The organism is Agarivorans sp. QJM3NY_29, assembly GCF_050870835.2.
Classification (GTDB): Bacteria; Pseudomonadota; Gammaproteobacteria; order Enterobacterales; family Celerinatantimonadaceae; genus Agarivorans.
This window is the reverse complement of sequence record NZ_CP194036.2, coordinates 3,647,425-3,668,453: the sequence shown is the minus strand read 5'-3', so window position 1 is coordinate 3,668,453 and position 21,029 is coordinate 3,647,425. Positions and strand designations below refer to the sequence as shown.

Genomic DNA, 21,029 nt, shown 5'->3' with positions numbered 1-21,029 from the left:
TGTCTTTAAGGAAAAGCTATGACGACTGCAAAATCGCTCTCTTCGACAACTTTTAGCAATAGTTTAGATTGGACTCGGCATCTGGTACTTAAAACTTTTGATGGTTTAAAAGGCGGCGCAATTTTAATGAGTCAATCGGGCTATCCCTCGGTGCATTTAGGAGAGAAGGACCATCCACATGCGGTTGAAGTTCATATACTAGACAGCCAAGTGTTTTCGAAGATCCTTAAAGGAGGCAGCATCGCGGCTGGTGAAACCTATATGGAGGGTTTATGGCGATGTTCCGATCTGCATCGTTTGTTGCAGCTGTTGGCGAATAATCAAGCTCATCTGGATAATCTAGATCGCCGTTTACACTGGCTCACTAACGCATGGTTTAAGTTACAACATTTTTTTCGGCGTAACCATAAACGCCAGGCCAAGAAAAATATCTTGGCGCATTACGACTTAGGGAATGACTTTTATCAGTCTTTTCTCGATCCGCAGATGCAATATTCATCGGCTATTTTTGGCGGTAAGCCCTTAAGCCTCGCTGCGGCCCAACATAATAAATTAAGCCGGATCTGTGAGCAGTTACAGCTCAAGCCAAGTGATCACTTATTGGAGATTGGTACTGGTTGGGGAGGTTTGGCGATATTTGCGGCTCAGCATTATGGCTGTCAGGTAACCACCACCACCATTTCCGATGAACAATACCATTATGCCTGTCAGCAGGTAGAGCAAGCAGGCTGCGGTGACTTAATTACCGTCCTGAATCGAGATTATCGAGAGTTGAGCGGTACCTTTGATAAACTGGTGTCAATTGAAATGATCGAAGCCGTCGGAGAGCAATATTTACCCGGATTTGCTCAGCTTTGTGCCGAGCGCTTAAAAAGTGGCGGCTTAATGTTGTTACAAGCGATTACGATTGAGGAGAGTCGTTTTGCCGTTTATCGTAATAGTGTGGACTTTATCCAGCAATATATTTTCCCCGGAGGATTTCTACCTTCTCCATCCTTGTTAAAGCGTCTTTTTAGCCAACAGGGCTTGCAGCCAGTGCAACGTTTGGAAATCGGTCTTGATTATGCACAAACTCTGCAATATTGGCATCAGCGTCTGCAGCAGCACCAACAGCAGTCGCTCGACTTTGGTTTTGATGAACAGTTTTATCGGCTTTGGCACTTTTATTTCGCTTATTGTGAAGCGGGTTTCCGTAGTCATAATATTGGCACCGAGCAATTGACTTTACATAAGGCTTGGTGAGGCATGCAATGGCCAGTTCTCATCGCTTTTAAGCTAAATTGGTTGAGTGCCTTTTTCTGGGGGGACCATGCTCAGCCGATCCTAGTGGCGGGTTTGTTGCTGTTGATTATCTTGCAAGTGAGGAACTATCGCTGGCGGATCTTAATCCCTTGTAGCATGTTGGCGATGCTTGGCATATTGCTGGATTGGAGTTTGGTCACCTTAGGCGTCCTTGATTTTGCACAACCGGGTCTACCGCTTTATATGCTGCTATTGTGGGGCAGCTTTGCCTTGTTGTTACCCAGCTTACGGATTTTCCCGCAACCTTTTTTGGCTTTGTTGGTGAGTATTTTGGGACCGCTTAGTTATTATTTGGCAAGTACAGCACAATTATTTTCCTTTCATTCGGGGGTTTGGCAAGGACTCGCTATTTTATTCCCGCTATGGGCGGTATTTGCTTATCTCGCCCACCGTTTGCTGGAGAACAGCGATGTTTAATTTGGCTTTGTTTGCATTGATGCTTGGCACGTCCATGAGCAATTCGATTGAGCATTTAAAGCTAGTCGGTAATGCTCAATTAAAAGTTCTATTTTGGCCGATTTATAATGTCAGCCTGTATAGCGCTGATGGGCGCTATCAAGCGGACCGCTATCCCTTGCTTTTGAGTATTGAGTATTTGCGTGATATTGAACGACAAGCCCTATTAGACGCTACTGAAGAGCAGTGGCAAAAGCTCGGGGTTTGTCAGCAAGCGCCTTGCCAGCAGTGGTTAAGCAAACTGGCAAATATTTGGCCAAATTTAAGGCAAGGAGATCAATTACGTTTGGTGGCCGATTCTGCTGACAGTGGGCGTTTCTACTTGAATGGTCAGCTCATCGGTCATTTAGAAGCGCTGCGTTTTAGTCAATATTTTTTAGATATTTGGTTATCTGAGCAGAGTCACTTTCCTAAGCAACAACGACAGTTAGTGGGGGCAAATTAATCCTGCAAGCTTTGCTCAATCACTTGTATCAGTGTGTCACTGTTCTGCGCCCCAGACAGTAAGAAGCGTTGATTAAAGATAAACGCGGGGACCGCCTTAATCCCTTGGTTTTGCCAGCTATATTCTTTCTCTCTTACTTCTTCGGCATATAGTTTTTCATTGAGTACTTGCTCCGCTAGGCTGCTATCGAGTCCCACTTTGGCGACGACAGCGAGTAAGTTTTCTCGATCGGAGGGGGCCAGTTGTTGGCTAAAATATGCTTCGAATAGGGCTAGTTTTAATTCAGTTTGTTTTTGATAAGTCGCCGCCCAGTGCAGCAGTTGGTGAGCTTCGAAGGTATTGTAAATACGCGAGTCGCTATTAAAGTTAAAATCAAAGCCCAAGTCAGAACCAATCTGTTTCAGTTGCTGACGAGCCGTCTCACTTTGTTCCACGCTACTGCCATATTTTTGTTGAATGTGTTCTCTTAAGTTTTGCCCTTCGGCGGGGAGGTGTGGATTTAGCTCAAAGGGTTGCCAATGTAGCTGAACATTCAGCTTGGAATCTAATTTTGCCAAAGCTTGCTGTAGCCGTAAGTAACCGACAATACACCAAGGGCAGACGACATCAGAAACAATATCAATTCTTAAATCTGTTATAGCGGGCATAGTGCCTCCGTTGGTTACGACAGCCTTGAGTTAGCTCAAGGCAAGATCTCGGACAGAGCGATGGATTGCTGCGCTCTATTTTAATTCGTCTGTATAGCCTTTGGGGGGCGGCGTCCAACCCCGTTCGCTGCGAGAGTGAGTATCACTTCTATCACGATTCATCGCTTCACCGAGTAATTCTTCTAGTTTTAAAAATAATTCACGGTAGTCTGTGCTGATGTGCTTATCATCGCTGCTGGCCAACCATGCTTGGTACAATTTATCTTTATTGTCTTTTTCGATTTGATCAAAAGTACTCTTAAGCTGTTCTGCTTTAAAAGGGTGAAAGCCAAGTTCGGTTAGCGCTCTGCCTCCCATTTCCAGTGCCGAGTAGTAAGCTTCGGTGATGATGTGGTCAGCTCCTAGGCTGCGTAGCTCATAAGCGTGGCCACGGTCAAAGGCCCTCACCATTAAACGGATATGTGGAAAGGCATGTTTTACATATTTAACGATGTCTCTGACTCGTTCCTTATCGTCGATGGTTACCACCATTAACTTCGCTTGTTCGATGCCTGCACGATGTAATAGTTCGGGTTGGGTTGCGTCGCCAAAGTAGCTCTTAATGTTAATTTTTCTCATTAGTTCAACTTGGCCCGCTTGATGATCGAGAACCACAGTATTGATCCCATTGGCCACCAAGAAGCGGTTTACAATTTGCCCAAAACGACCGATACCAGCAATGATGACGGTGCCTTTCTCGTCGATCTCATCGGGCTCTCGCTGGTTTTCGACCCGTGCATAACGTGGCAGAATCACCTTCTCGTAGAAGATAAATAAGCCGGGTGTTAAGAACATCGAGAAAGCGACCACCAATGACAGAATTTTTGCCAAGTCTTCCGGAATCACGTGGTTTTGCTGGGTATAGTTGAGCAATACAAAACCAAACTCTCCCGCTTGTGCCAAGCTTAAGGCAAATAACCAGCGGTCACTATTTTTGATTTTAAAGGTGATGGCTAAGCCAAAGAGTACCAACGATTTGATGAGGATCACTGCCAACGTAATCGCGAGCACTACTGGTAAATGATTACTGAGGACTTCAAAATCGATGCCTGCGCCTACGGTAATAAAGAACAGTCCTAATAATAAACCTTTAAATGGTTCTATATTGGATTCCATTTCGTGTCTAAATTCACTGTTGGCGAGGACGACGCCCGCTAAAAATGTGCCGAGAGCGGGGGATAAACCCACTAAACTCATGAGTGTCGCAATGCCTATCACCAACATTAAGGTTGCGGCGGTAAATATTTCTCGTTGCCCTGAGTTTGCAACAAACCGAAATATCGGGCGACTGAGGTAGTGCCCGCCAATCACCACCGCCACAATCGCGCCAACTACCACTAAGGCATAAGCCCAGCTGGGCAGGTGGGCTGCAAAATTAAGCTCGGAACTGTGGGCTGCGGCTTGGTTTCCTAAGTGCTGGGCCTTTTCAATTAGTTCCGGCAGTGCGAGTAGGGGAATTAAGGCCAGCATCGGAATCACCGCAATGTCTTGAAACAGCAACACTGAAAATGAAGAACGGCCACCGTCGGTACGGTTGAGTCCTTTTTCATTAAAGGTTTGTAACACGATGGCTGTAGATGAGAGTGAAAATATCAGGCCGATAGCCAAGGCAATGGTCCATGGAAACTTGAATAATAGGCATATCAACATCACAACCACAGTGCTTAAACTCACTTGTAGCCCACCCAACCCCAGTAGTTTGTGGCGCATGCCCCAGAGCATTTTGGGTTCTAACTCCAAACCCACAACAAACAGCATCATCACGACGCCAAATTCGGCAAAGTGCTGAATGGTGGCGGTTTCGGTTCCCACTAAACCAATCACTGGTCCAATAATCACGCCCGCAATCAGATAGCCTAAGACTGAGCCTAAACCAAATTTTTTGGCCAAAGGCACACTGATGACAGCGGCACATAAATAGACAAAGGTTTGTAATAAATAACCTGTCATAGTCGCTCCTTGAACAGTGCTAGGTGCCGCTGGTTCAATTGAGGAAGGTGGGCCGCCATCTCAAGATCGATTTGTCCATGCTGTAGGGCGCTTAACAAATGATGCCAATTATCGAGATGTTGCTGCAGTCGATTTTCTTCAACCGCTGTCCGTGAGCCGAATAATACAAAGGGGGGTAAGTAATGCATGCCAGTTAATGAAGCGGTTTGTTCAATCGGACTAAGTAATTGCCTGATGGTAAAATGGTTATAACCATCGGCTGTATAGGCCGATTCGGCTCCTCCCGCCGTGATTGCGCATAGTAGTGTTTTTCCCTGTAGCTTGTTCCCTTGATGACCATAGGCAAAACCGTACTCGAGGACTAAGTCTTGCCATTCTTTTAATAAGGCAGGAACGGAGTACCAATAGAGGGGAAACATCATAATAACAATATCGTGTTCGATTAAGCGCTGCTGTTCTTTATCAATATCAATTTTAAAGCTGGGATATTCCCGATAGAGGTCAACTGCGGTCACTTGTGGCAGGGTTTGTGCGAGTTCAAACATCGGTGCATTGACTTCAGAACGCTCGAGTGAAGGATGGGCAAATAATAAAAGAATGCTGTTGAGCGCGTTCGGCATAGTGACTTCCTTTAAGCTATGCGGTAATGCAGATAAGTCAATATAGGTAAATTAGGACCTTAGATACAAGCGAAAGTCATTAAGTTTTTTGTGAGCTGCTGTGGCGTAAAGCTGATGGCTCATTGAATAAGCGCTTATCATCAAGCGCTTATTCAGGGGGGATGTGATTAATCCGCTCGAAAGCGCATCGATGTGTAGGCTCAAGAAAGACCTTTCATGCGTAAATATAGATTTTCTACCTTGTCGCGAGCCCACGGAGTTTTTCGCAGAAACTTGAGACTAGACTTGATGCTGGGATCAAGCGTAAAGCAGCGAATATTAATTCGAGCGCCGAGTTCTTCCCAGCCATAAAAATCGACTAGTTCGTTGACAATGGTTTCTAGCGTTTTACCGTGAAGAGGATTATTTGCTTGCTGCATATGACAGAGACCTTAAAAAATAGCGTTCTATTGTACCACTGCTTTGGTGGGGGTAAAGTACAGTGTCAGCCGCTATTTATGGACTAATTGAGTGAGATTAAGTTAGCGTAAATTGGGGCGAAGTCCCTCGGGTTAGATATCTTTAGTTTATATAAAATAGTTCTAAAGTTTTTATTCTAGCGGCCGATGAGTAGCTGATGTCCATGAAATAGGAGGTAGAATGGAAATCAATAGTACAAATGCTTCGCAGTCTATGGAAGTTATTTCAGCGCAGCTGGCTAAAGGTCAGCAGCAGCAAGATGGTAAGGCGGTGCAAGAATTAGTGGCCGCAACCGATATTTCTGACGCCGCACCAGCGAGCAGACCGGGACTCGGTGAAACTATAAATATTAAAGTGTAAATAGACTAAGCCGCTGTTGCGGCTTATTTTTTGGCGACCAGTAAGCGTCCATTCTTGACAGCTTCGCTCATTTTATCGCTTGTTTCCATGTAAGCGTTAACGAAGACCTGTTGGCTAAGCTTTAATTAAGGTTTTTACCCGTGCCACAATGTTGGCTGTCGCATTTTGTATGACGACCCACTAGTGCGGAGATACGGTAACGGTGCTTGGCAAATAATAAGTAGCCTCGATCGGCAACGCAGCGAATGATTGGTTTGCGTAGCCATTGGATCCAGGGTTTTTGCTGGACTAGGCCCCAAGCCTTGGCGGTCACATCTAAACCCAATAGAAGCTCGCCTTGAGCATTTTCTGCGTGCAAAATGTTTGCGGCTTTACGTCTATTAATATGAGGAAAGCGCTGCTTAAAGTTGGTTTGATTGATGTCTTGTAATTCGATCAATTGGTGGGTATCAAAGGACTTCAGCTGGCGCATTTCCGCCGCGCAGAGTGGACATTGAGCATCATAGAAAATTCTTAACTGCATTTCTGTATCCTGTCATTCAAAAGGTGAATATGCCAAATCTTTACTCGGATCGATCCCAAACAAATCCGTTTCGAGGATTGTTGTTGGTTTTAATCAATGATTGGCGGTGGTGATTCAGCCAGCATGTGACTGACTGATACCGATCTAAGTCATTATCTGTTTATTCTTGCTGGCCTAAATCACCGCTAACGGCGTGATGAATCTTGTGATAAGAGCCACTAGTTATTGCACTCATAGCTGATTATCGACAGATTTATTCTACACAATTAAGTTGATCACATAATTAATCAGATTGGTATTAGAACTACGAATAGACTTGACCAAGCGATCATTAGTTTAAAGGGAAATGATCGCTCGATGGGCTTCTGTGTGATTGGCTCAATTTAGCTTTCGTCAAGATGTATATTGGATGATTGAAGTCATGTTGGAAATGCGCAGTTCGTTGCGGTCCGCGCAGTGAGGGCTCACCTTAACTGAGTCGTCTATGTCACTTTGCCTCGAGATCATCAGCGTGGTGAATCATGCTGCTTCTCTCGAGTGGCGGTAAAATAACAGTTCTAGTCTTGCTCTGAAGGTTTGTTTGGTTGCTCGCTGACTTCAGGCCAAATAGAAGCACTTGCTGCTGTAGGGGCACGGCTGGCGAGGGGATTTTCTGCTGCTTGTTTCACTCGGATCTTATTGCCTGCTATCTTTTTGCCGTTTAAAGCTTTTATAGCGATTTCAGCTTCCGTTGGATCCGCCATTTCTACGAAGCCAAAGCCTTTCGACTTACCGGTTTCATTATCGAGAACTAAGGTGCACTCTTGCACATTGCCCTGCTCTGAAAATAGAGCGAGTAACTCAGCTTCACTCGTGGTGCGGGCAAGGTTGCGAATTAATAACTTCATCGATGATCCATTGTTTGGCGATTGTAAATAATTGCCAATTGTCCCATATCATGTCGCGCGAAGCTATCAAACCTTCGGTTCGTTTTTATGCTGCCAATTAAAACTGTTTTTGTGCGACGCGGCGAAGAAAATTAGGCACCGCGGTTTTACTTTTAGCACTAATTTGCTGCATCAGCTTAAAGCTTGGTGAAGTGATTTGGTGACCTGTTTGTAACTCTTCGAGGAGGCTTAACCATAACTTTGCGGTCATCTCTGAATCGGCTAAAGCGCGGTGAAATATGCCGTCGTTGGCGATATTTCGATAGGTCACTAAACTAGCTAATTTATGATTGGGCGCCGCTGGAAATATACGTCGCGAAAGTAACATGGAGCAGCTAAATTGCCCCGTATAGTGACGATTAATTTGCTTGAGTTCTGCATCGAGAAAACGTTGATCAAAAGACGCATTGTGAGCGACTAAGTTGTGCCCGCCAATAAAATCACAGAAACGTTCCATCACTTCTTCGCATGGTGCGGCATTGCTGATCATTCGATTGCTAATGCCGGTGTAATTTTCAATAAAGGAACTAATTCGAAACCCGGGATTCATTAGTTCTTGAAAGCGTTGGGTGGCTTGTCCATTTTCTAGCAATACGGCGCCAATTTCGATGGCTCGGTCACCTTGATTTGGCGATAGTCCAGTGGTTTCGAAATCGAGAATAATAACCGTGTTAGCAGGGGTAGATGTACTCAAAAGGCGGATTCACAGATTTGAAAAGAAGGGGGGATTTTACCCAAGCTCGATTTATATTTCGAGGTTATTTTTAGCGTTGTGTATTGCGGGTTGATAGCTGGTTCTACAAATGGTTGCGGCCAATCGCTTGTCACCTCGGCTCGGCCTTGCCTAAATCAACCACAAACGGCGGTAAAATAATCACGAACAGGGCTCATGGCCATTGTTTTGTGATTTTGGTTTGTGAGCCCTAGAGGCTTGTTTTCCATGAGTTGGTAGTTCTATGGTAAATAGTGCACCGCCTAAGGGGCTATCGCCGACACTGACATTGCCGCCGTGATTAATCACAATTCTTTCGACTATCGATAGGCCTAAACCGTGGCCGCCACTTTGCCTGCTACGACTATCATCGACTCGGGCAAAGGGCATAAAAATTGACGAGCGGTGCTGTTCAGGTACCCCGATGCCATCGTCGTGAACCTCAAAAAATACCGATGTTCCACGCTGATAGGCTCGAACTAACAGTTGCGATTTTGCATACTTTTGCGCATTTACAATTAAATTGTTAAGGGCTCGGCGTAGCAACTTGGGATCCACCATTAATGATAAATCTTCAGTACATTCAATTTGAATATTGAGAGCTGGATTTAATTTTGCGAAGCGTTCACAGTCACTCACGAGCAAAGGATTAGGCTTAACGAATTCAAGTTTACTGGTGGTTGCTTTCGACAGCTGGGAAAAGCTGATTAATTCATGAGTCAGCTCTTCAAGGCTATCTAGATCTTCGTCCATATCTTGAATATGTTGGTGCATGGTATGCATATCATGAATCGATCGGGTCATATCTAAAGCAAAACGCAGATTATTAATCGGGTTCTTTAGTTCATGAGATACCGCCATGGTCATGGCGTCTTGCTCTTGGATGAGAGTTTTCAATTGGTAAGCCATGGCGTTTAGGCTACGCGCCATATGGTTGATTGGTGCAGGGGTTTTCTCATTGGCGGTGACGTCGAAATTACCTTCGCCTAATAACTTGGTTATTTTCGCTAAGTGATAGGTATGGCGGGTCATTGAAAAAGAAAACCACATCACCGTTGCCGCTAGGCTCCCAGTAATAAATACCACCATATACCAAAATAGCCACCCGCCGCGATCGACAAATTTTTCATCTAAAGTCAGTTCCAAAACTTGTTGATTTGGCCATAGATAATACAAGGTGATTTCGTCTTCATTAAAAATATGCGTCACAACCTGTATGTATTCTCGGTGGCGTAGCAGCTGCAAACGCTTATCTTGATCAATTTGACTCAGTGGCATCAGTCGAATGAAAAAAGGAAACTCTTGTTGGTACTTTTCTAGGATCGCGTTGATATCGGGTTGCTTGGCTTGAAGAATATCTCGTTCTAATAAATAGTAGATGGGGAGTACGACTTTGCGGATTTGTTGGCGTTCAATTTGTTGGATATGCTCTTGTATCAAAGAGGCATAGAGGATGGTGGCGGCAAAGATCGCAAAGATCGATGATAAGAATAAACGAAGAAATAGGGTTAGCATGCTAAGAACCTTAGCTGAAGATCATTAAGTTTCTTTAACAAACAGATAGCCTCTTCCTCGAACTGATTTTATGTAGCGATAAGGTGGTGCATTGTCATTTATTTTTTTGCGTAGGGTGGATATTCGCATGTCTAGAGAACGGTCTAAACCATCATAGTCGATACCTCTTATTTCTTTAAACAAAAGGTCTCGGGGAAGCACGTGTCCAGCATTATCCATGAGGAAATAGAGTAAGTCGAATTCGGCATCAGTCAAGTCGAGCAATTGGTCCGCTAACCAAATTCGTCGCTGAGTTTTGTCGGCCAGCAGCTCTTGATAAACTATACGGTTGGGGTTGGGGCGAAATTCTGTGTAGTTGTCAGTTTCTGCTAAGCATTGACTGCGGCGTAACATCGAGCGTAAACGCGCTAATAATACATGTGGCCGCAGCGGTTTTTTTAAGAAATCATCAACCCCTAGATTGAGCGCCGATACTTCGGTGACCTCATCACCTTGAGCTGTCACCATTAAAATCGGCCCCGTATAAAACTCTCGAACCTTTTGGCAGACTTGGATACCATCCATACCGGGTAGCATCAGATCGAGTAGCACTGCATCGGGTAAATGTTTCGCTATTAATACCGGCGCATCATCTCCTCGTTCCGAGGAGATCACATCAAAACCTTCACTGCGTAAAAATGTAGCTACCAATTGCTGTTGTCGAGAGTCATCTTCAATTAATACGATCCGTTTTCTGTCTTGATTCAAATTTTATCCTCCCATGCACAAATGTTAGCCAAACCAGTCATTCTAGAGAGCCGCTTGCTTGATGCAATGAGTGCTGACAAAAAAACGACAAATATCATGACTTGATGAATTATAGATAAAAAGGCAGCATAAATGCGCGCAATATTCGTATATCCAGTATCTTTATCTGAAAGCTGGATTTTATAAAGCATTTTTATTTTTTATTAAAGTATGGCTCTCGCTTTTTTATTGAATAATGGTTTGCTAGTGCGAGCGATTGGAACGGCAAAAATTGATGCTAAAGTTGGTTTTTGTTAAGCAAATCAAATACTATAAAAAATTTATTTGTCAGTAGCTTAAACCTAACCTTTACTTTTTATTCCCAATAGGAATCGATTACATGGAAAGTCAGCAACAGCCGCGTCACCAATTTACATTCTTAGGGCGTGCCGGTGAATATTTTGGCATTTGGATCGTGAATATCTTACTCACCGTTATTACTTTGGGGATTTATTCCGCTTGGGCTAAAGTGCGCAATAAGCAGTATTTTTACGGCAATACCGAACTTGCCGGTGAGTCTTTTGAGTATTTGGCAAAACCTATACAAATTCTTATTGGCCGAATTATTGCGGTAATTTTGGTGCTTGGGTGGCTTACGCTACCTTCATTTCACCCCACTATTGGTGGCTTAATGGTGCTTCTGTTTGTGCTTGCTACGCCTGTGTTAGTGGTGCGTAATTTACGTTTTGATGCTCGGATGACGCGCTATCGGAATGTTCGATTCGATTTTGTAGGCAGTTATGGCCGTGCTTATATGGTGTTATTGGTACTGCCTTTGTTATATTTTGTTGGCTTCGCTATCGCTGCCGGGGGATTGACATTTCTCGCCCAAATGAGCTCACCGTGGATCCTCGGTATCATTAGTATTGTGGCCTGTGGACTAGGTTTAACCTTTATCTATGCTTTAATTACCAGCCAAATGAGTCAGTTTATTTTAAATGGCTATCGCTGGGGGCAGCAACAATTTGGCGCAGAGATTGGTACCGGACGCATATTTAAAATCTATTTAAAGACAGCGGCTATCGGCTTAAGCGGTTTATTAGTCATTGTTGCAATCGGAGTCGCTATTTTTGTGGGTTCGATTGGTATTGATTTCTCTCAGTTGGGGGGATTAATACAGCAGCTTAACCCGGAAAACTTAGAGAGTGATCTTGGTGTTCACTATGGTTTGTTTGGGGCTATCTTGGCAATTTATATCAGTATGTTTTTGCTTGGCTGGTTTGTGAGTGCCTATCTAAAAGCCTGCTTACGTAACTATCAATTTGGTGAAACTGTTTTAGCTGATAAATTGCAGCTAAATTCAACAGTGAAACCTTGGGCGTTTTTAGCTTTGCTACTTAGCAATTTGTTGCTTACTGTGTTCTCTTTAGGTTTGGCCTTACCCTTGGTAAAGGTTAGGTACGCTCGGTTTATGGCAAATGCCACCGCAATTGACGGCGATATCGATCAACTGACTACTCATAATCAAGTGGATGACGGTAATGTCGCGATTGCCGATGAAGTAGCCGATGCATTTAGTATTGAAATTGGCGTGATTTAGGACTGACATGCTTATTTCTGGAAAAGTGTTTGTGGCGAATAGCTCGCTAATTCGAGCCGCCTGTTTAAGTTGTTCCGATGAAGGGAAGCTGGAGCTTCGTGATGAGGAAGGCTGTATTCGAGCATCTTTGGCCGAAGTCGAAGTGTCGATGGCGATTGGCCGTCAGCCACGTAGTCTGATATTTGCCAATGGTCACCGCTTTGTCGCGGAACAGCCCGAGCAGTTAGCGGCTTGGCTAGAGCTCCATGGCAAAGGTTCTCTGGCGAAGCGCATCGAGAGTAACCTTTTAGCGATAGTGTTTGGCGTGCTGCTGAGTGCCCTATTGATGTTTTGGAGTATCGATAAGGGACTGCCGCGTTTGGCACACTATCTGGCCGGTTTTGTGCCGTATTCAGTTTCGCAAGAATTGGGTCAACAAACCTTGAGTCAATTGCAAGCTTTCGGCTTTCAAGACAGCCAGTTGGATGCGTCCCTACAACAACAAATTAGCGCAAACTTTGCGCGCTTAGTTGAAGGCACTGGGGAGCTACCAGGCGAGCCAAAATTGTTCTTCTACAACATGGGTGAACAAGCCAATGCTTTTGCCTTAGCCGACGGCAGTATTATTGTGACCGACCGTTTAGTTTCACTGATGCAACAGCCAGAGCAACTGAACGGCATTTTACTGCATGAGCTGGGCCACTTTGTCCACCACGACGGGATGACAGCCTTGGTTCGTTCGACTCTGGTCACTAGCGCGGTGATGCTACTGGTGGGTGATGCGAGCGCCTTGGTTGATGGTTTAATGGGGGCCGCAGTCTTGGGCTTAAATATGGGGTATTCGCGTGAGGTTGAGAGCCGAGCCGATTTATTTGCTTGCCATAGCGCGGCCCATTTAGGTTTATCTGGCGGGCAAATACTGGCGGGTTATCAGCAGCTGTTTAACCAGCAACAGACCGCAATACCACAATGGATAAGTAGCCATCCAGAAGACCAGCAGCGGATCTTACAATTGAAGTCTTGCTTGCAAATGGAATAAGCCGAACAGACTGCTCTACAACGTTTTTATTGATTGTAAATTAGTGGCCTTCGAGCCACTTTTTCTTTGGCGGGGATGCTTACTCTGCGTTGCTTATAGCTTTTGGTGAAACTTTTCTTGATATAGTCGGAGAGCATTGGGCTTGGGGAAACCGTGCTCATCAGTTTATAGAACAGGGATTGTCTATGGCTAGAATATTTGTTTTGATGCTGGCTTGGACGGCAGCATCGTTTAGTGTTGATGTGCTTGCTGTGTCGGTCGCGAGTTACCCACAAGATTGGCGTTCTTGGCCGATTGCCAATGTGAGTATGGTACCGGGCAAAGATGTGGTGTTGCCTGCCGATACGCCTTTGTTTATTCAAGAAGCGGTTGCGGCTTACAATTGGATTAACGATGGCAAAGGCACCAAACTGACGACCTATGTACACCCCGATAAGGTCGCCCAATATGCCAGCCACGGTCCGTACAGCGATGGGGTTACGGTGGTTGGCGTATATGAAACTCCTGGCGTAGTGTTTGTGACAGAGCACATCGCAGGGCAAGCCATTTATGGAACCTATGATACGAATGGTCAGGATATAAGCGCCCAGCATCCCACCTTTGAGCCGGAATTTTGTGGTCGTTGCAAGCCCTTAAAAAGTAAATCTGAATTCGCCATATTCAAGCTCACTATTACAGCGCCAGAGCAGCCGTTTACTGGCTAATGAGGCTGGCAGATGGTTCTGGCTGCTTGGTCATCAGATAATCTGGATTAGTCTGGACTCAACCTGCCACTTTGCTTCGCAAGGGGCGATCTGTTCTGACTGGTTACTCTAACCCATTTATGCCCCGTTCTGTGTTAGCAACGAGGTAAAAGCTTTCGCCTACGGCGACGTCATTAAGCTTCAACGAGCAAAGCTTAGCTAAGCAAAAAGAAAGCTCGCCCAGCATCTTCTTAAACCCTGCGTTGCGCATTCTCAAGGGCGTTGAAGTAAACACTACGCTCAAACAGACTTCATGTTCATTTGCGCTACTCGGCGAAAATGATGGGATTTAAAAGCGTAATCTTGGCTATCGAGAGTGTGAAAGGTTTTTGTTTTTAGAATGGGTGTCTAGTTTATTATTTTTAGTTTTGGATAGATCTGTTAGTGAGGGTTTCGCCCTGACGGCGATATACTTTTCTTTGCTGGCCAAAGAAAAGTATACAAAAGAAAGGCCACCCTGCATCTTCTTAGATCCTCCGTTGCTCACTCACAAGGGCGTTGAAGTAAACACTACGCTCAAACAGACTTCAACTTTGCTCCCTTGTTCATTTGCGCTACTCGGCGAAGATGATGGGATTTAAAAGCGTAATCTTGGCTATCGAGAGAGTGAAAGGTTTTTGTTTTTAGAATGGGTGTCTAGTTTATTTCTGTCTGGACTCAATCTGCCACTTTGCTTCGCAAGGGGCGATCTGTTCTGACTGGTTACTCTAACCCATTTATGCCCGGTTCTGTGTTAGCAACGGGGTAAAAGCTTTCGCCTACGGCGACGTCATTAAGCTTCAACGAGCAAAGCTTAGCTAAGCAAAAAGAAAGCTCGCCCAGCATCTTCCTAAACCCTGCGTTGCGCATTCACAAGGGCGTTGAAGTAAACACTGCGCTCAAACAGACTTCAACTTTGCTCCCTTGTTCATTTGCGCTACTCGGCGAAGATGATGGGATTTAAAGCGTAATCTTGGCTATCGAGAGTATGAAAGATTTTTGTTTTTAGAATGGGTGTCTAGTTTATTTTTACAGGTATTGAGTGTGCTAAATCTGTTTACACGGCCGCCCCCTATAAAATAAGAACTTAGTTATAACAAGCAACTGCAAGCCATGAATTGCCCTATTTAAAGACGCCGGATATATGTCAGCGAACCGATCTTCAATCAGGAGTTGCAAAACACGGGGCGTCCATATATGTCTCGATTATTTCCTCTGATTAAACAGCAGCAGTCAGCTTAGCTGTTCAAGAAAAGCCGCTCTGGGATGAGCGGCTTAGAAACTAATAGCTATCTTCTTTTCATTAAATACCGACTAAATAGAATAACTGCGCATATGAGCATTCCAGCCCCTGATGAGCTAGTCAGACTATCTTTAGAAGCCCCCACCCAACAACTATAGAGAACAATTAACACTTGAAGCTGAGCAATCAGGCTAAAGCCATTTGCCCTCAATGAAAATCGCTTTATCAGTAATGGTGCCAATAAATATTGGCACCCAAGAAGGAGCAGATAAAAAGCAATCAACCACATTATATTTACTTGCAAGACTAACCCTCTTTAGTTATTCGGTGCAAAAGTACTTAAATTATCTTTTGCAGCCCATGCGTCGGCTGCTCCAGTTACCGATGTGCTTGTTTTTATTGCGGGAACCATTTTGGTATAAGTCATAGCAGATGTCCCCCAAGCGCCACTGTTTACAGTTCGAGATACAAGGGTAGTCCATCCACGATATATAGTAACAAGCTCAGCAGCAGCCCTTGCATAATCACCAACACTAAAATCAAACCCGTAGAATTCAGCAGCATTCCTATAACCACGTCCCAAGAAGTCGTAGTTGCGGTTACCGCCATAGATAGCATTTGATAAATCACCCACGCCAGATGCATACATAGAAGCACTACCTAACATTAAATAACCACCAACTGTTGGGTTAAAGTTTTTCAGTAACCAGTCTCCGCCCATTCCAACAGTGCCAGCACCAATTTTTGCTAAACTACCGATGGCTTTAAATAAATCATCCCTAACTTGCCTACTTTTGAGTCGGTTCTACATGAATGAGCCAAATCCCTCTTGTGCAACAGAGCTTGATACCTTATTAACCACATACTGAATCGCACTGGTGATCGCCCCATTGGCAAATTTCCCACTGGTCAACCTAGAAACCGTACCGCCAGCAATTGCCTGAACTATTACTCGGGGAGCATTTGTACCTGTTTTGACCCATCCAACGCCTTTCATAATACCAGCCGTTAAGAACCCATGACCAAACTTACCACCTTGAAGCTTAGAAAGCACACCTCCCGCTGCGGCATGCGCCGCAACATGTGCCACGCCATTTTGCTGGAAGAACCCGGAGCTTGATTTAAAGGCTCCGCCAATCCCACCAAATACCGCTCCAGAGAGAGCACCATAAGCAGCCCCCCCCCTCAAAGTGCCAGTGCCGACAAAACCTGCCGGAAATAAACTAGCCCCCCATTCTAAAAACAAAAACCTTTCATACTCTCGATAGCCAAGATTACGCTTTTAAATCCCATCATCTTCGCCGAGTAGCGCAAATGAACAAGGGTGCAAAGTTGAAGTCTGTTTGAGCGTAGTGTTTACTTCAACGCCCTTGAGAATGAGCAACGCAGGGTTTAAGAAGATGCAGGGCGAGCTTTCTTTTTGCTTAGCTAAGCTTTGCTCGTTGAAGCTTAATGACGTCGCCGTAGGCGAAAGCTTTGACCCCGTAGCTAACACAGAGCGGGACATAAATGGGTTAGAGTAACCAGTCAGAACAGCTCGCCCTTGCGAAGCAAAGTGGTAGATTGAGTCCAGACTAATCCAGACTAATCCAGACTAATCCAGATTATCTAGTACAGATAATCACTCATCAATTCATCCACTGCTCACCGAGAGAGCGGCGCTTGTGGGATGAAGGTTTATTACAGATGAGGCTTTTGCGCTCCAAATCGTCAGGCTGGCGGTACTTAATTGCGGCAGAATCATGTCCTCAATTCGGGCTTCAAAAAAACCAAACAAGACGGTAAGCTTTTGAATGATAGCAGACTTGATAAGTCGCTCAATTTAACTGCGCTAATTGCCTCGCAGTTGCCGTGCAACGATCACGAACTGGGGGGCTCAATCCTTTGAGCGCTCTGCCAGCACGGGCTTGTTGCTGGCGAAAGCAATTTACTGCGCCCTTTCGGCTGGCCAGATGGCGCAGCCTTTGGTGTTTGGGATCGCCAGCGCGTGGGCGCGAAGCGGTTTAAGATGTATCTTCTACTGGCTTTGGTTTGGCGGGTGACCGCTTCTGCTCAGTAACAGGATCAAGTAACTGCCACCTAATATAGAGGCAATGGTGCCCGCTGGCATCTGTACCGGATAGAGCAAGACTCGACCTAACCAATCGGATACCAACATTAATAATGCGCCAATGATGCATGCCAGTAGTAACTGCGGCGCAGCTTTCTTGGCGCCAAGCATCACCGCCATATGCGGAGCTAATAAACCCACAAAGGCTAAGGGGCCAATCACGGCGGTTACTAGTGCGCATAATAGCGCCACGATGATGAGTAATATCAGCCGAGCCTGGCTTATATTCAGGCCTCTCGCCTTAGCGATGTCATCTCCCGCCGAAATCAGAGTTAACCAGCGACTCAGTGACAGGCTGAGCAGCCCTAACAGCGTCACCGAGACGAGCAGCAAGATGACCTGTGAGGGAGCCACGCGATAGGTGGTTCCGGATAACCAGCCCAGGATGCTATAAACCTCATCACTGCCTTTGGCCAAAACAAAGGCGATGAGGGCGTCGATGAGCGCCGCTAAAGCAATGCCAATTAATACCATCATTGCGGGTGAGAACTGATGTTTTCTACCCAGTAGCAGCAGTAGGGCGAGGACCGCACTACTGCCAATAAATGCGACTAAACTTCCCACCTCAAAAATTGACGCACCGGTGAAGATAGTGGTGATGACCAAGGCAAATGTAGCACCAGCCGACATCCCTAAAATGTCGGGGCTGGCCAAGGGGTTGCGGATCAGTCGCTGTAAGATTACCCCGGCCATGGCCATCGCTGCACCGCCCGCCACGGCGGCAAATACTCGTGGCCAGCGTAGCTGCCAGGTGTGTAAATTACTGATGGATAACTGCCAGCCATGCAATGAAGGTGCAACAAATAAGGCGACAAATAATATGCTTAACAATAGGCAGATTAAAGCTAGGGGCAGATGCTTGTGTAAGCTGACGGCGCCTTTTGGCAGGCTTAGACTTTGCTGGTCTTTCGCGCCTAGTTTGCCACGGCTAAACCAAATCAGTGCTGGGGCCCCAATTAAAGCCGCCGCGGTGCCACTTGGGATCATATTGGTTGTGTAGCCGCTGGCAATCAGGGCAATCATATCGGTTATTAGCAGCAATAAAGCGCCAATTAAGACACTAAAGCATAATTGGTCACGGGCTGTTCTGGCACCTAAACTACGCACGATATTGGGTGCCAGCAGACCAATAAAAGCGATTAATCCCACAGCGGTAATCGCGCAGGAGAGCATCCAAATGGCGAAGCCAATCAGCGTGACCATGGTGGGAATGAGGCTTAAACCACGAGCCCCGGCCGCCTGTTCACCTAAACGTAATAGGCTGAGTGGGCGAGGGGCAAAATATAACAACAGGGGCATGGGCCACAACTTTGGTAGTAACCAAGTCACCCAACTCCAGTCGCTTTGAGTGAGATCACCAGCACCCCAAATAAACAGGTTTTTAGCATATTGATCATGTGTCATCACGATAGCCGTCGCGATGGCACCTAACAGTAGATTGATGGCCAAACCCGATAAAATCACCGGTAAGCCCCCCAAACCCTGACGACCCGCAATAAAAATGACCAGTGCAGTGCTGAGTATGGCGCCTCCCATGGCAAACCAGTGCCCATAAAGGGGGACTAGACTGGGTAAAAAGACACTTAAACAGACCAAGCCTAACCACGCGCCAGAAGACGCGCCTAAGGTCATCGGCGATAATAAATAGTTTTGTGTTAACTGCTGCAAAAGGCTACCGACCAAACCCAATACGCCGCCCACAATAATCGCTAAGCTGAGTCTTGGCAGGCTGGCATACAAAAACATCACCTCGGAAAATTGCTGGCTCTGCCAGTGGTGAATCAGGCTCAGCTGACGGAAGAGGCTGGGTGCCTCGCCTATTTGTAAATAGCCGAGGGTAGCGACGATGAATATGCCGCCACTAAGGCTGTATCTGGATAATATGCTCATCGGTGTTGGGTTTACTCGGGACTGTTGATGTTTAATAAACTGTCGGTAAGGGCCTGAGCGAAGTAGCCAACCGAGTTTACGCCACCATAACTCCAGATAGCTTCCATGGTGGTGTAGTGGCCTTTGCGGACAAACGGCAGAGCTTGCCATAGCGGTGAGGCTTGCAACTGTTTTTCTTGATCAAAGGGTTTAATGTTGACCACGATGCCCTCTTCAATTTGAGCTAAATCGCTTAGTTTCTTCTGGGCGATCCCCCATTTAGAGGGGCCTAAAGGGAGCGCGGGGGCGATCCCTAATTGCTCGGCTGCGGCTTGGGAAAGTGAATTATCTCCATAGACGATAATCGTTGAGGCATTGTTGAATCGAATGGTGGTTACTTTGGGGATATGCCCCGAAAAATGTTGGGATATTTGTTGTTTTAAATCTACAAATTGCTTCTCTAAGGCGGTGAGCTTTTGTGCGGCGACCGTTTGTTTATCAAATAACTCGGCCAATTGCATAAAGATTTTTTTGGACTTTTGATAGTTATCCTGGCTGGCGTTAAACGAATCAAAAAACAGCGTTGGTGCAATTTTTTCTAAACGCGGCAGTAGATCGGCCTGTGAGCTACTCAGTAAGATGACATCTGGTTTGAGTTCTTCGATTAACTCGAGATTCGGCTCCATGCGAGTCCCCACATCGGTGACGCCTGCCGGAATGGCTGGTTTGACGACCCAGGTTTGGTAACCGGCAATATCGGCAATACCCACCGGGACAAGACCTAATTCCAACACGTTTTCTGCCATGGACCAGTTGAGTGCAACAATGCGTTGCGGCACCTTAGCAAAGTGATGCGACTTGATGTCATCGTTGATGGTTAAAGCCAGTGCCAGGCTTGATTGAAGCACTAGCATCAATAAAACGGTTTTTATGATGAATGGAGTTCGGCGACAATGAGTTTGAATCATAATTGTTCCTCTTCGGGATAAGCGACCGCGGCCACGGGGAGGTTTTGCTGGGCTTGTTTGATTAAATCAAAATCCAAGCCATAAATTTTTCGCAGGTTCGCAGGTGTCAGTAATTGTTGAGGTGAGCCATCAAAACAGATTTGCCCCTGTTTTAAAGCCAGAATGCGATCGGCAAAGCGACAGGCCAGATTGACATCGTGCAAGATCACAACAATACCGCGCTGCTGCTGTTGGTTGAGCTGACGCAGTAATTGCATTAAGTCGTATTGATGACTAAGGTCTAAGGCGGATGTCGGTTCATCAAGCAGCAGCATCGGGGCCTGCTGGGCAAGTAACATGGCAATCCAGGCGCGCTGACGTTCCCCCCCTGAAAGTTGATCGGCTAGCTGCTCACCGTAGTGGCTGACATTGGTTTGCCGTAGGGCTTGCTGGACTGCTAAATGGTCACTGGATTTCCAGCGGCCTAAAGTTCCACGCCAGGGGAAACGGCCTAAACGGACTAATTCGGTCACCGTTAATCCCGCAACATCTGGAAGTCGTTGTGGCAGATAGGCCAGCTGCTGAGCCAATTGGCGCTGGGAAAGCCTCTCCAAGGAATGTTGATTTAAACAAATACGTCCTTGAGTTGGGTTTTGTTGGCGCGCTAATAGCTTCATTAAGGTCGACTTTCCGGAACCATTGTGGCCCAGAATGACGGTGATTTGCTGCGCAGCAATGCGCAACTCTGGAATATTTAACACGGTGTTTTGTTGATGACGTACGATGACGTGGTGTAGCTCTAACATCGGAGGTTTACTTTTTTATGGCTTACTGAACATG

At 45.8% G+C, this 21,029-nt stretch carries 20 protein-coding genes and 1 pseudogene; 7 read left to right on the top strand and 14 right to left on the bottom strand.

Going from position 1 to position 21,029, the window contains the following annotated elements; all coding sequences use genetic code 11:
* Window positions 1-18: 18 nt before the first annotated feature.
* Genes ACRRS0_RS16695 through ACRRS0_RS16685 form a run of 3 tightly spaced genes read left to right on the top strand, consistent with a single transcriptional unit; the run spans window position 19 to window position 2,203 of the window.
* The gene (locus ACRRS0_RS16695; protein ID WP_432452087.1) at window positions 19-1,242 is read left to right on the top strand and encodes a class I SAM-dependent methyltransferase; all 1,224 of its coding nucleotides are present in this window, start codon (window positions 19-21) and stop codon (window positions 1,240-1,242) included.
* A 3-nt stretch (window positions 1,243-1,245) separates the two neighbouring features.
* On the top strand, window positions 1,246-1,719 hold the full coding sequence (locus tag ACRRS0_RS16690) for a DUF2878 family protein (RefSeq protein ID WP_432452088.1): 474 nt from the start codon (window positions 1,246-1,248) through the stop codon (window positions 1,717-1,719).
* 34 nt (window positions 1,720-1,753) lie between these two features.
* On the top strand, window positions 1,754-2,203 hold the full coding sequence (locus ACRRS0_RS16685; RefSeq protein ID WP_432452089.1) for a chalcone isomerase family protein: 450 nt from the start codon (window positions 1,754-1,756) through the stop codon (window positions 2,201-2,203).
* On the opposite strand, the gene ACRRS0_RS16680 is transcribed toward ACRRS0_RS16685, so the two are convergent.
* The 4 genes and pseudogenes from ACRRS0_RS16680 to ACRRS0_RS16665 form a co-directional block, all read right to left on the bottom strand.
* Complete coding sequence (locus ACRRS0_RS16680) at window positions 2,200-2,850, bottom strand: DsbA family oxidoreductase (protein WP_432452090.1); 651 nt, start codon at window positions 2,848-2,850, stop codon at window positions 2,200-2,202. The genes ACRRS0_RS16685 and ACRRS0_RS16680 overlap by 4 nt on opposite strands.
* Before the next feature lie 75 nt (window positions 2,851-2,925).
* Window positions 2,926-4,839: a monovalent cation:proton antiporter-2 (CPA2) family protein gene (locus ACRRS0_RS16675; RefSeq protein WP_432452091.1), complete on the bottom strand. Its 1,914-nt coding sequence runs from the start codon at window positions 4,837-4,839 to the stop codon at window positions 2,926-2,928.
* Window positions 4,836-5,459, bottom strand: coding sequence for an NAD(P)H-dependent oxidoreductase (locus tag ACRRS0_RS16670; RefSeq protein WP_432452092.1), 624 nt, complete (start codon window positions 5,457-5,459; stop codon window positions 4,836-4,838). Before ACRRS0_RS16670 ends, ACRRS0_RS16675 begins: the two co-directional genes overlap by 4 nt.
* Before the next feature lie 206 nt (window positions 5,460-5,665).
* A pseudogene (locus tag ACRRS0_RS16665) lies at window positions 5,666-5,878 on the bottom strand (VF530 family DNA-binding protein); the annotation flags it as partial.
* Between the two features lie 220 nt (window positions 5,879-6,098).
* Between ACRRS0_RS16665 and ACRRS0_RS16660 the strand changes: the two are divergent.
* Window positions 6,099-6,278 carry a hypothetical protein gene (locus ACRRS0_RS16660; protein ID WP_432452093.1) on the top strand — a complete coding sequence of 60 codons (180 nt, stop codon included), beginning with the start codon at window positions 6,099-6,101 and terminating at the stop codon, window positions 6,276-6,278.
* 121 nt (window positions 6,279-6,399) lie between these two features.
* On the opposite strand, the gene ACRRS0_RS16655 is transcribed toward ACRRS0_RS16660, so the two are convergent.
* The 5 genes from ACRRS0_RS16655 to ACRRS0_RS16635 all read right to left on the bottom strand — a co-directional run bounded on the left by ACRRS0_RS16655 (window position 6,400) and on the right by ACRRS0_RS16635 (window position 10,701).
* Window positions 6,400-6,801 (bottom strand): thiol-disulfide oxidoreductase DCC family protein, encoded by a 402-nt coding sequence (locus ACRRS0_RS16655; RefSeq protein ID WP_432452094.1) that lies wholly within the window; start codon window positions 6,799-6,801, stop codon window positions 6,400-6,402.
* Between the two features lie 557 nt (window positions 6,802-7,358).
* A complete protein-coding gene (locus tag ACRRS0_RS16650; RefSeq protein WP_432452095.1) occupies window positions 7,359-7,688 on the bottom strand; it encodes an RNA recognition motif domain-containing protein in 330 nt (109 codons plus the stop codon).
* 97 nt (window positions 7,689-7,785) lie between these two features.
* Complete coding sequence (locus tag ACRRS0_RS16645) at window positions 7,786-8,421, bottom strand: 3'-5' exonuclease (RefSeq protein WP_432452096.1); 636 nt, start codon at window positions 8,419-8,421, stop codon at window positions 7,786-7,788.
* Window positions 8,422-8,601: 180 nt separating this feature from the next.
* On the bottom strand, window positions 8,602-9,954 hold the full coding sequence (locus ACRRS0_RS16640) for a sensor histidine kinase (protein ID WP_432452097.1): 1,353 nt from the start codon (window positions 9,952-9,954) through the stop codon (window positions 8,602-8,604).
* 24 nt (window positions 9,955-9,978) lie between these two features.
* Window positions 9,979-10,701, bottom strand: a complete 723-nt coding sequence (locus ACRRS0_RS16635) for a response regulator (RefSeq protein WP_432452098.1) — start codon at window positions 10,699-10,701, stop codon at window positions 9,979-9,981.
* Window positions 10,702-11,080: 379 nt separating this feature from the next.
* On the opposite strand from ACRRS0_RS16635, the gene ACRRS0_RS16630 reads away from it, so the two are divergent.
* The 3 genes from ACRRS0_RS16630 (at window position 11,081) to ACRRS0_RS16620 (ending at window position 14,002) form a co-directional block, all read left to right on the top strand.
* Complete coding sequence (locus tag ACRRS0_RS16630; RefSeq protein WP_432452099.1) at window positions 11,081-12,280, top strand: YjgN family protein; 1,200 nt, start codon at window positions 11,081-11,083, stop codon at window positions 12,278-12,280.
* 7 nt (window positions 12,281-12,287) lie between these two features.
* A complete protein-coding gene (locus ACRRS0_RS16625) occupies window positions 12,288-13,298 on the top strand; it encodes a M48 family metallopeptidase (protein WP_432452100.1) in 1,011 nt (336 codons plus the stop codon).
* Between the two features lie 185 nt (window positions 13,299-13,483).
* Entirely contained in the window at window positions 13,484-14,002 is a 519-nt protein-coding gene (locus ACRRS0_RS16620; RefSeq protein WP_432452101.1) for a hypothetical protein, read from the top strand.
* 1,577 nt (window positions 14,003-15,579) lie between these two features.
* On the opposite strand, the gene ACRRS0_RS16615 is transcribed toward ACRRS0_RS16620, so the two are convergent.
* From ACRRS0_RS16615 to ACRRS0_RS16595, 5 genes are all read right to left on the bottom strand, one after another.
* Window positions 15,580-15,984 carry a hypothetical protein gene (locus ACRRS0_RS16615; RefSeq protein WP_432452102.1) on the bottom strand — a complete coding sequence of 135 codons (405 nt, stop codon included), beginning with the start codon at window positions 15,982-15,984 and terminating at the stop codon, window positions 15,580-15,582.
* Window positions 15,985-16,068: 84 nt separating this feature from the next.
* Window positions 16,069-16,509 (bottom strand): hypothetical protein, encoded by a 441-nt coding sequence (locus ACRRS0_RS16610; RefSeq protein ID WP_432452103.1) that lies wholly within the window; start codon window positions 16,507-16,509, stop codon window positions 16,069-16,071.
* Between the two features lie 771 nt (window positions 16,510-17,280).
* A complete protein-coding gene (gene fhuB / locus ACRRS0_RS16605; protein WP_432452104.1) occupies window positions 17,281-19,263 on the bottom strand; it encodes a Fe(3+)-hydroxamate ABC transporter permease FhuB in 1,983 nt (660 codons plus the stop codon).
* An 11-nt stretch (window positions 19,264-19,274) separates the two neighbouring features.
* Complete coding sequence (locus tag ACRRS0_RS16600; RefSeq protein ID WP_432452105.1) at window positions 19,275-20,210, bottom strand: iron-siderophore ABC transporter substrate-binding protein; 936 nt, start codon at window positions 20,208-20,210, stop codon at window positions 19,275-19,277.
* Window positions 20,207-20,995, bottom strand: a complete 789-nt coding sequence (locus ACRRS0_RS16595) for an ABC transporter ATP-binding protein (RefSeq protein WP_432452106.1) — start codon at window positions 20,993-20,995, stop codon at window positions 20,207-20,209. The genes ACRRS0_RS16600 and ACRRS0_RS16595 overlap by 4 nt, the downstream gene beginning before the upstream one ends.
* Window positions 20,996-21,029 lie beyond the last annotated feature (34 nt).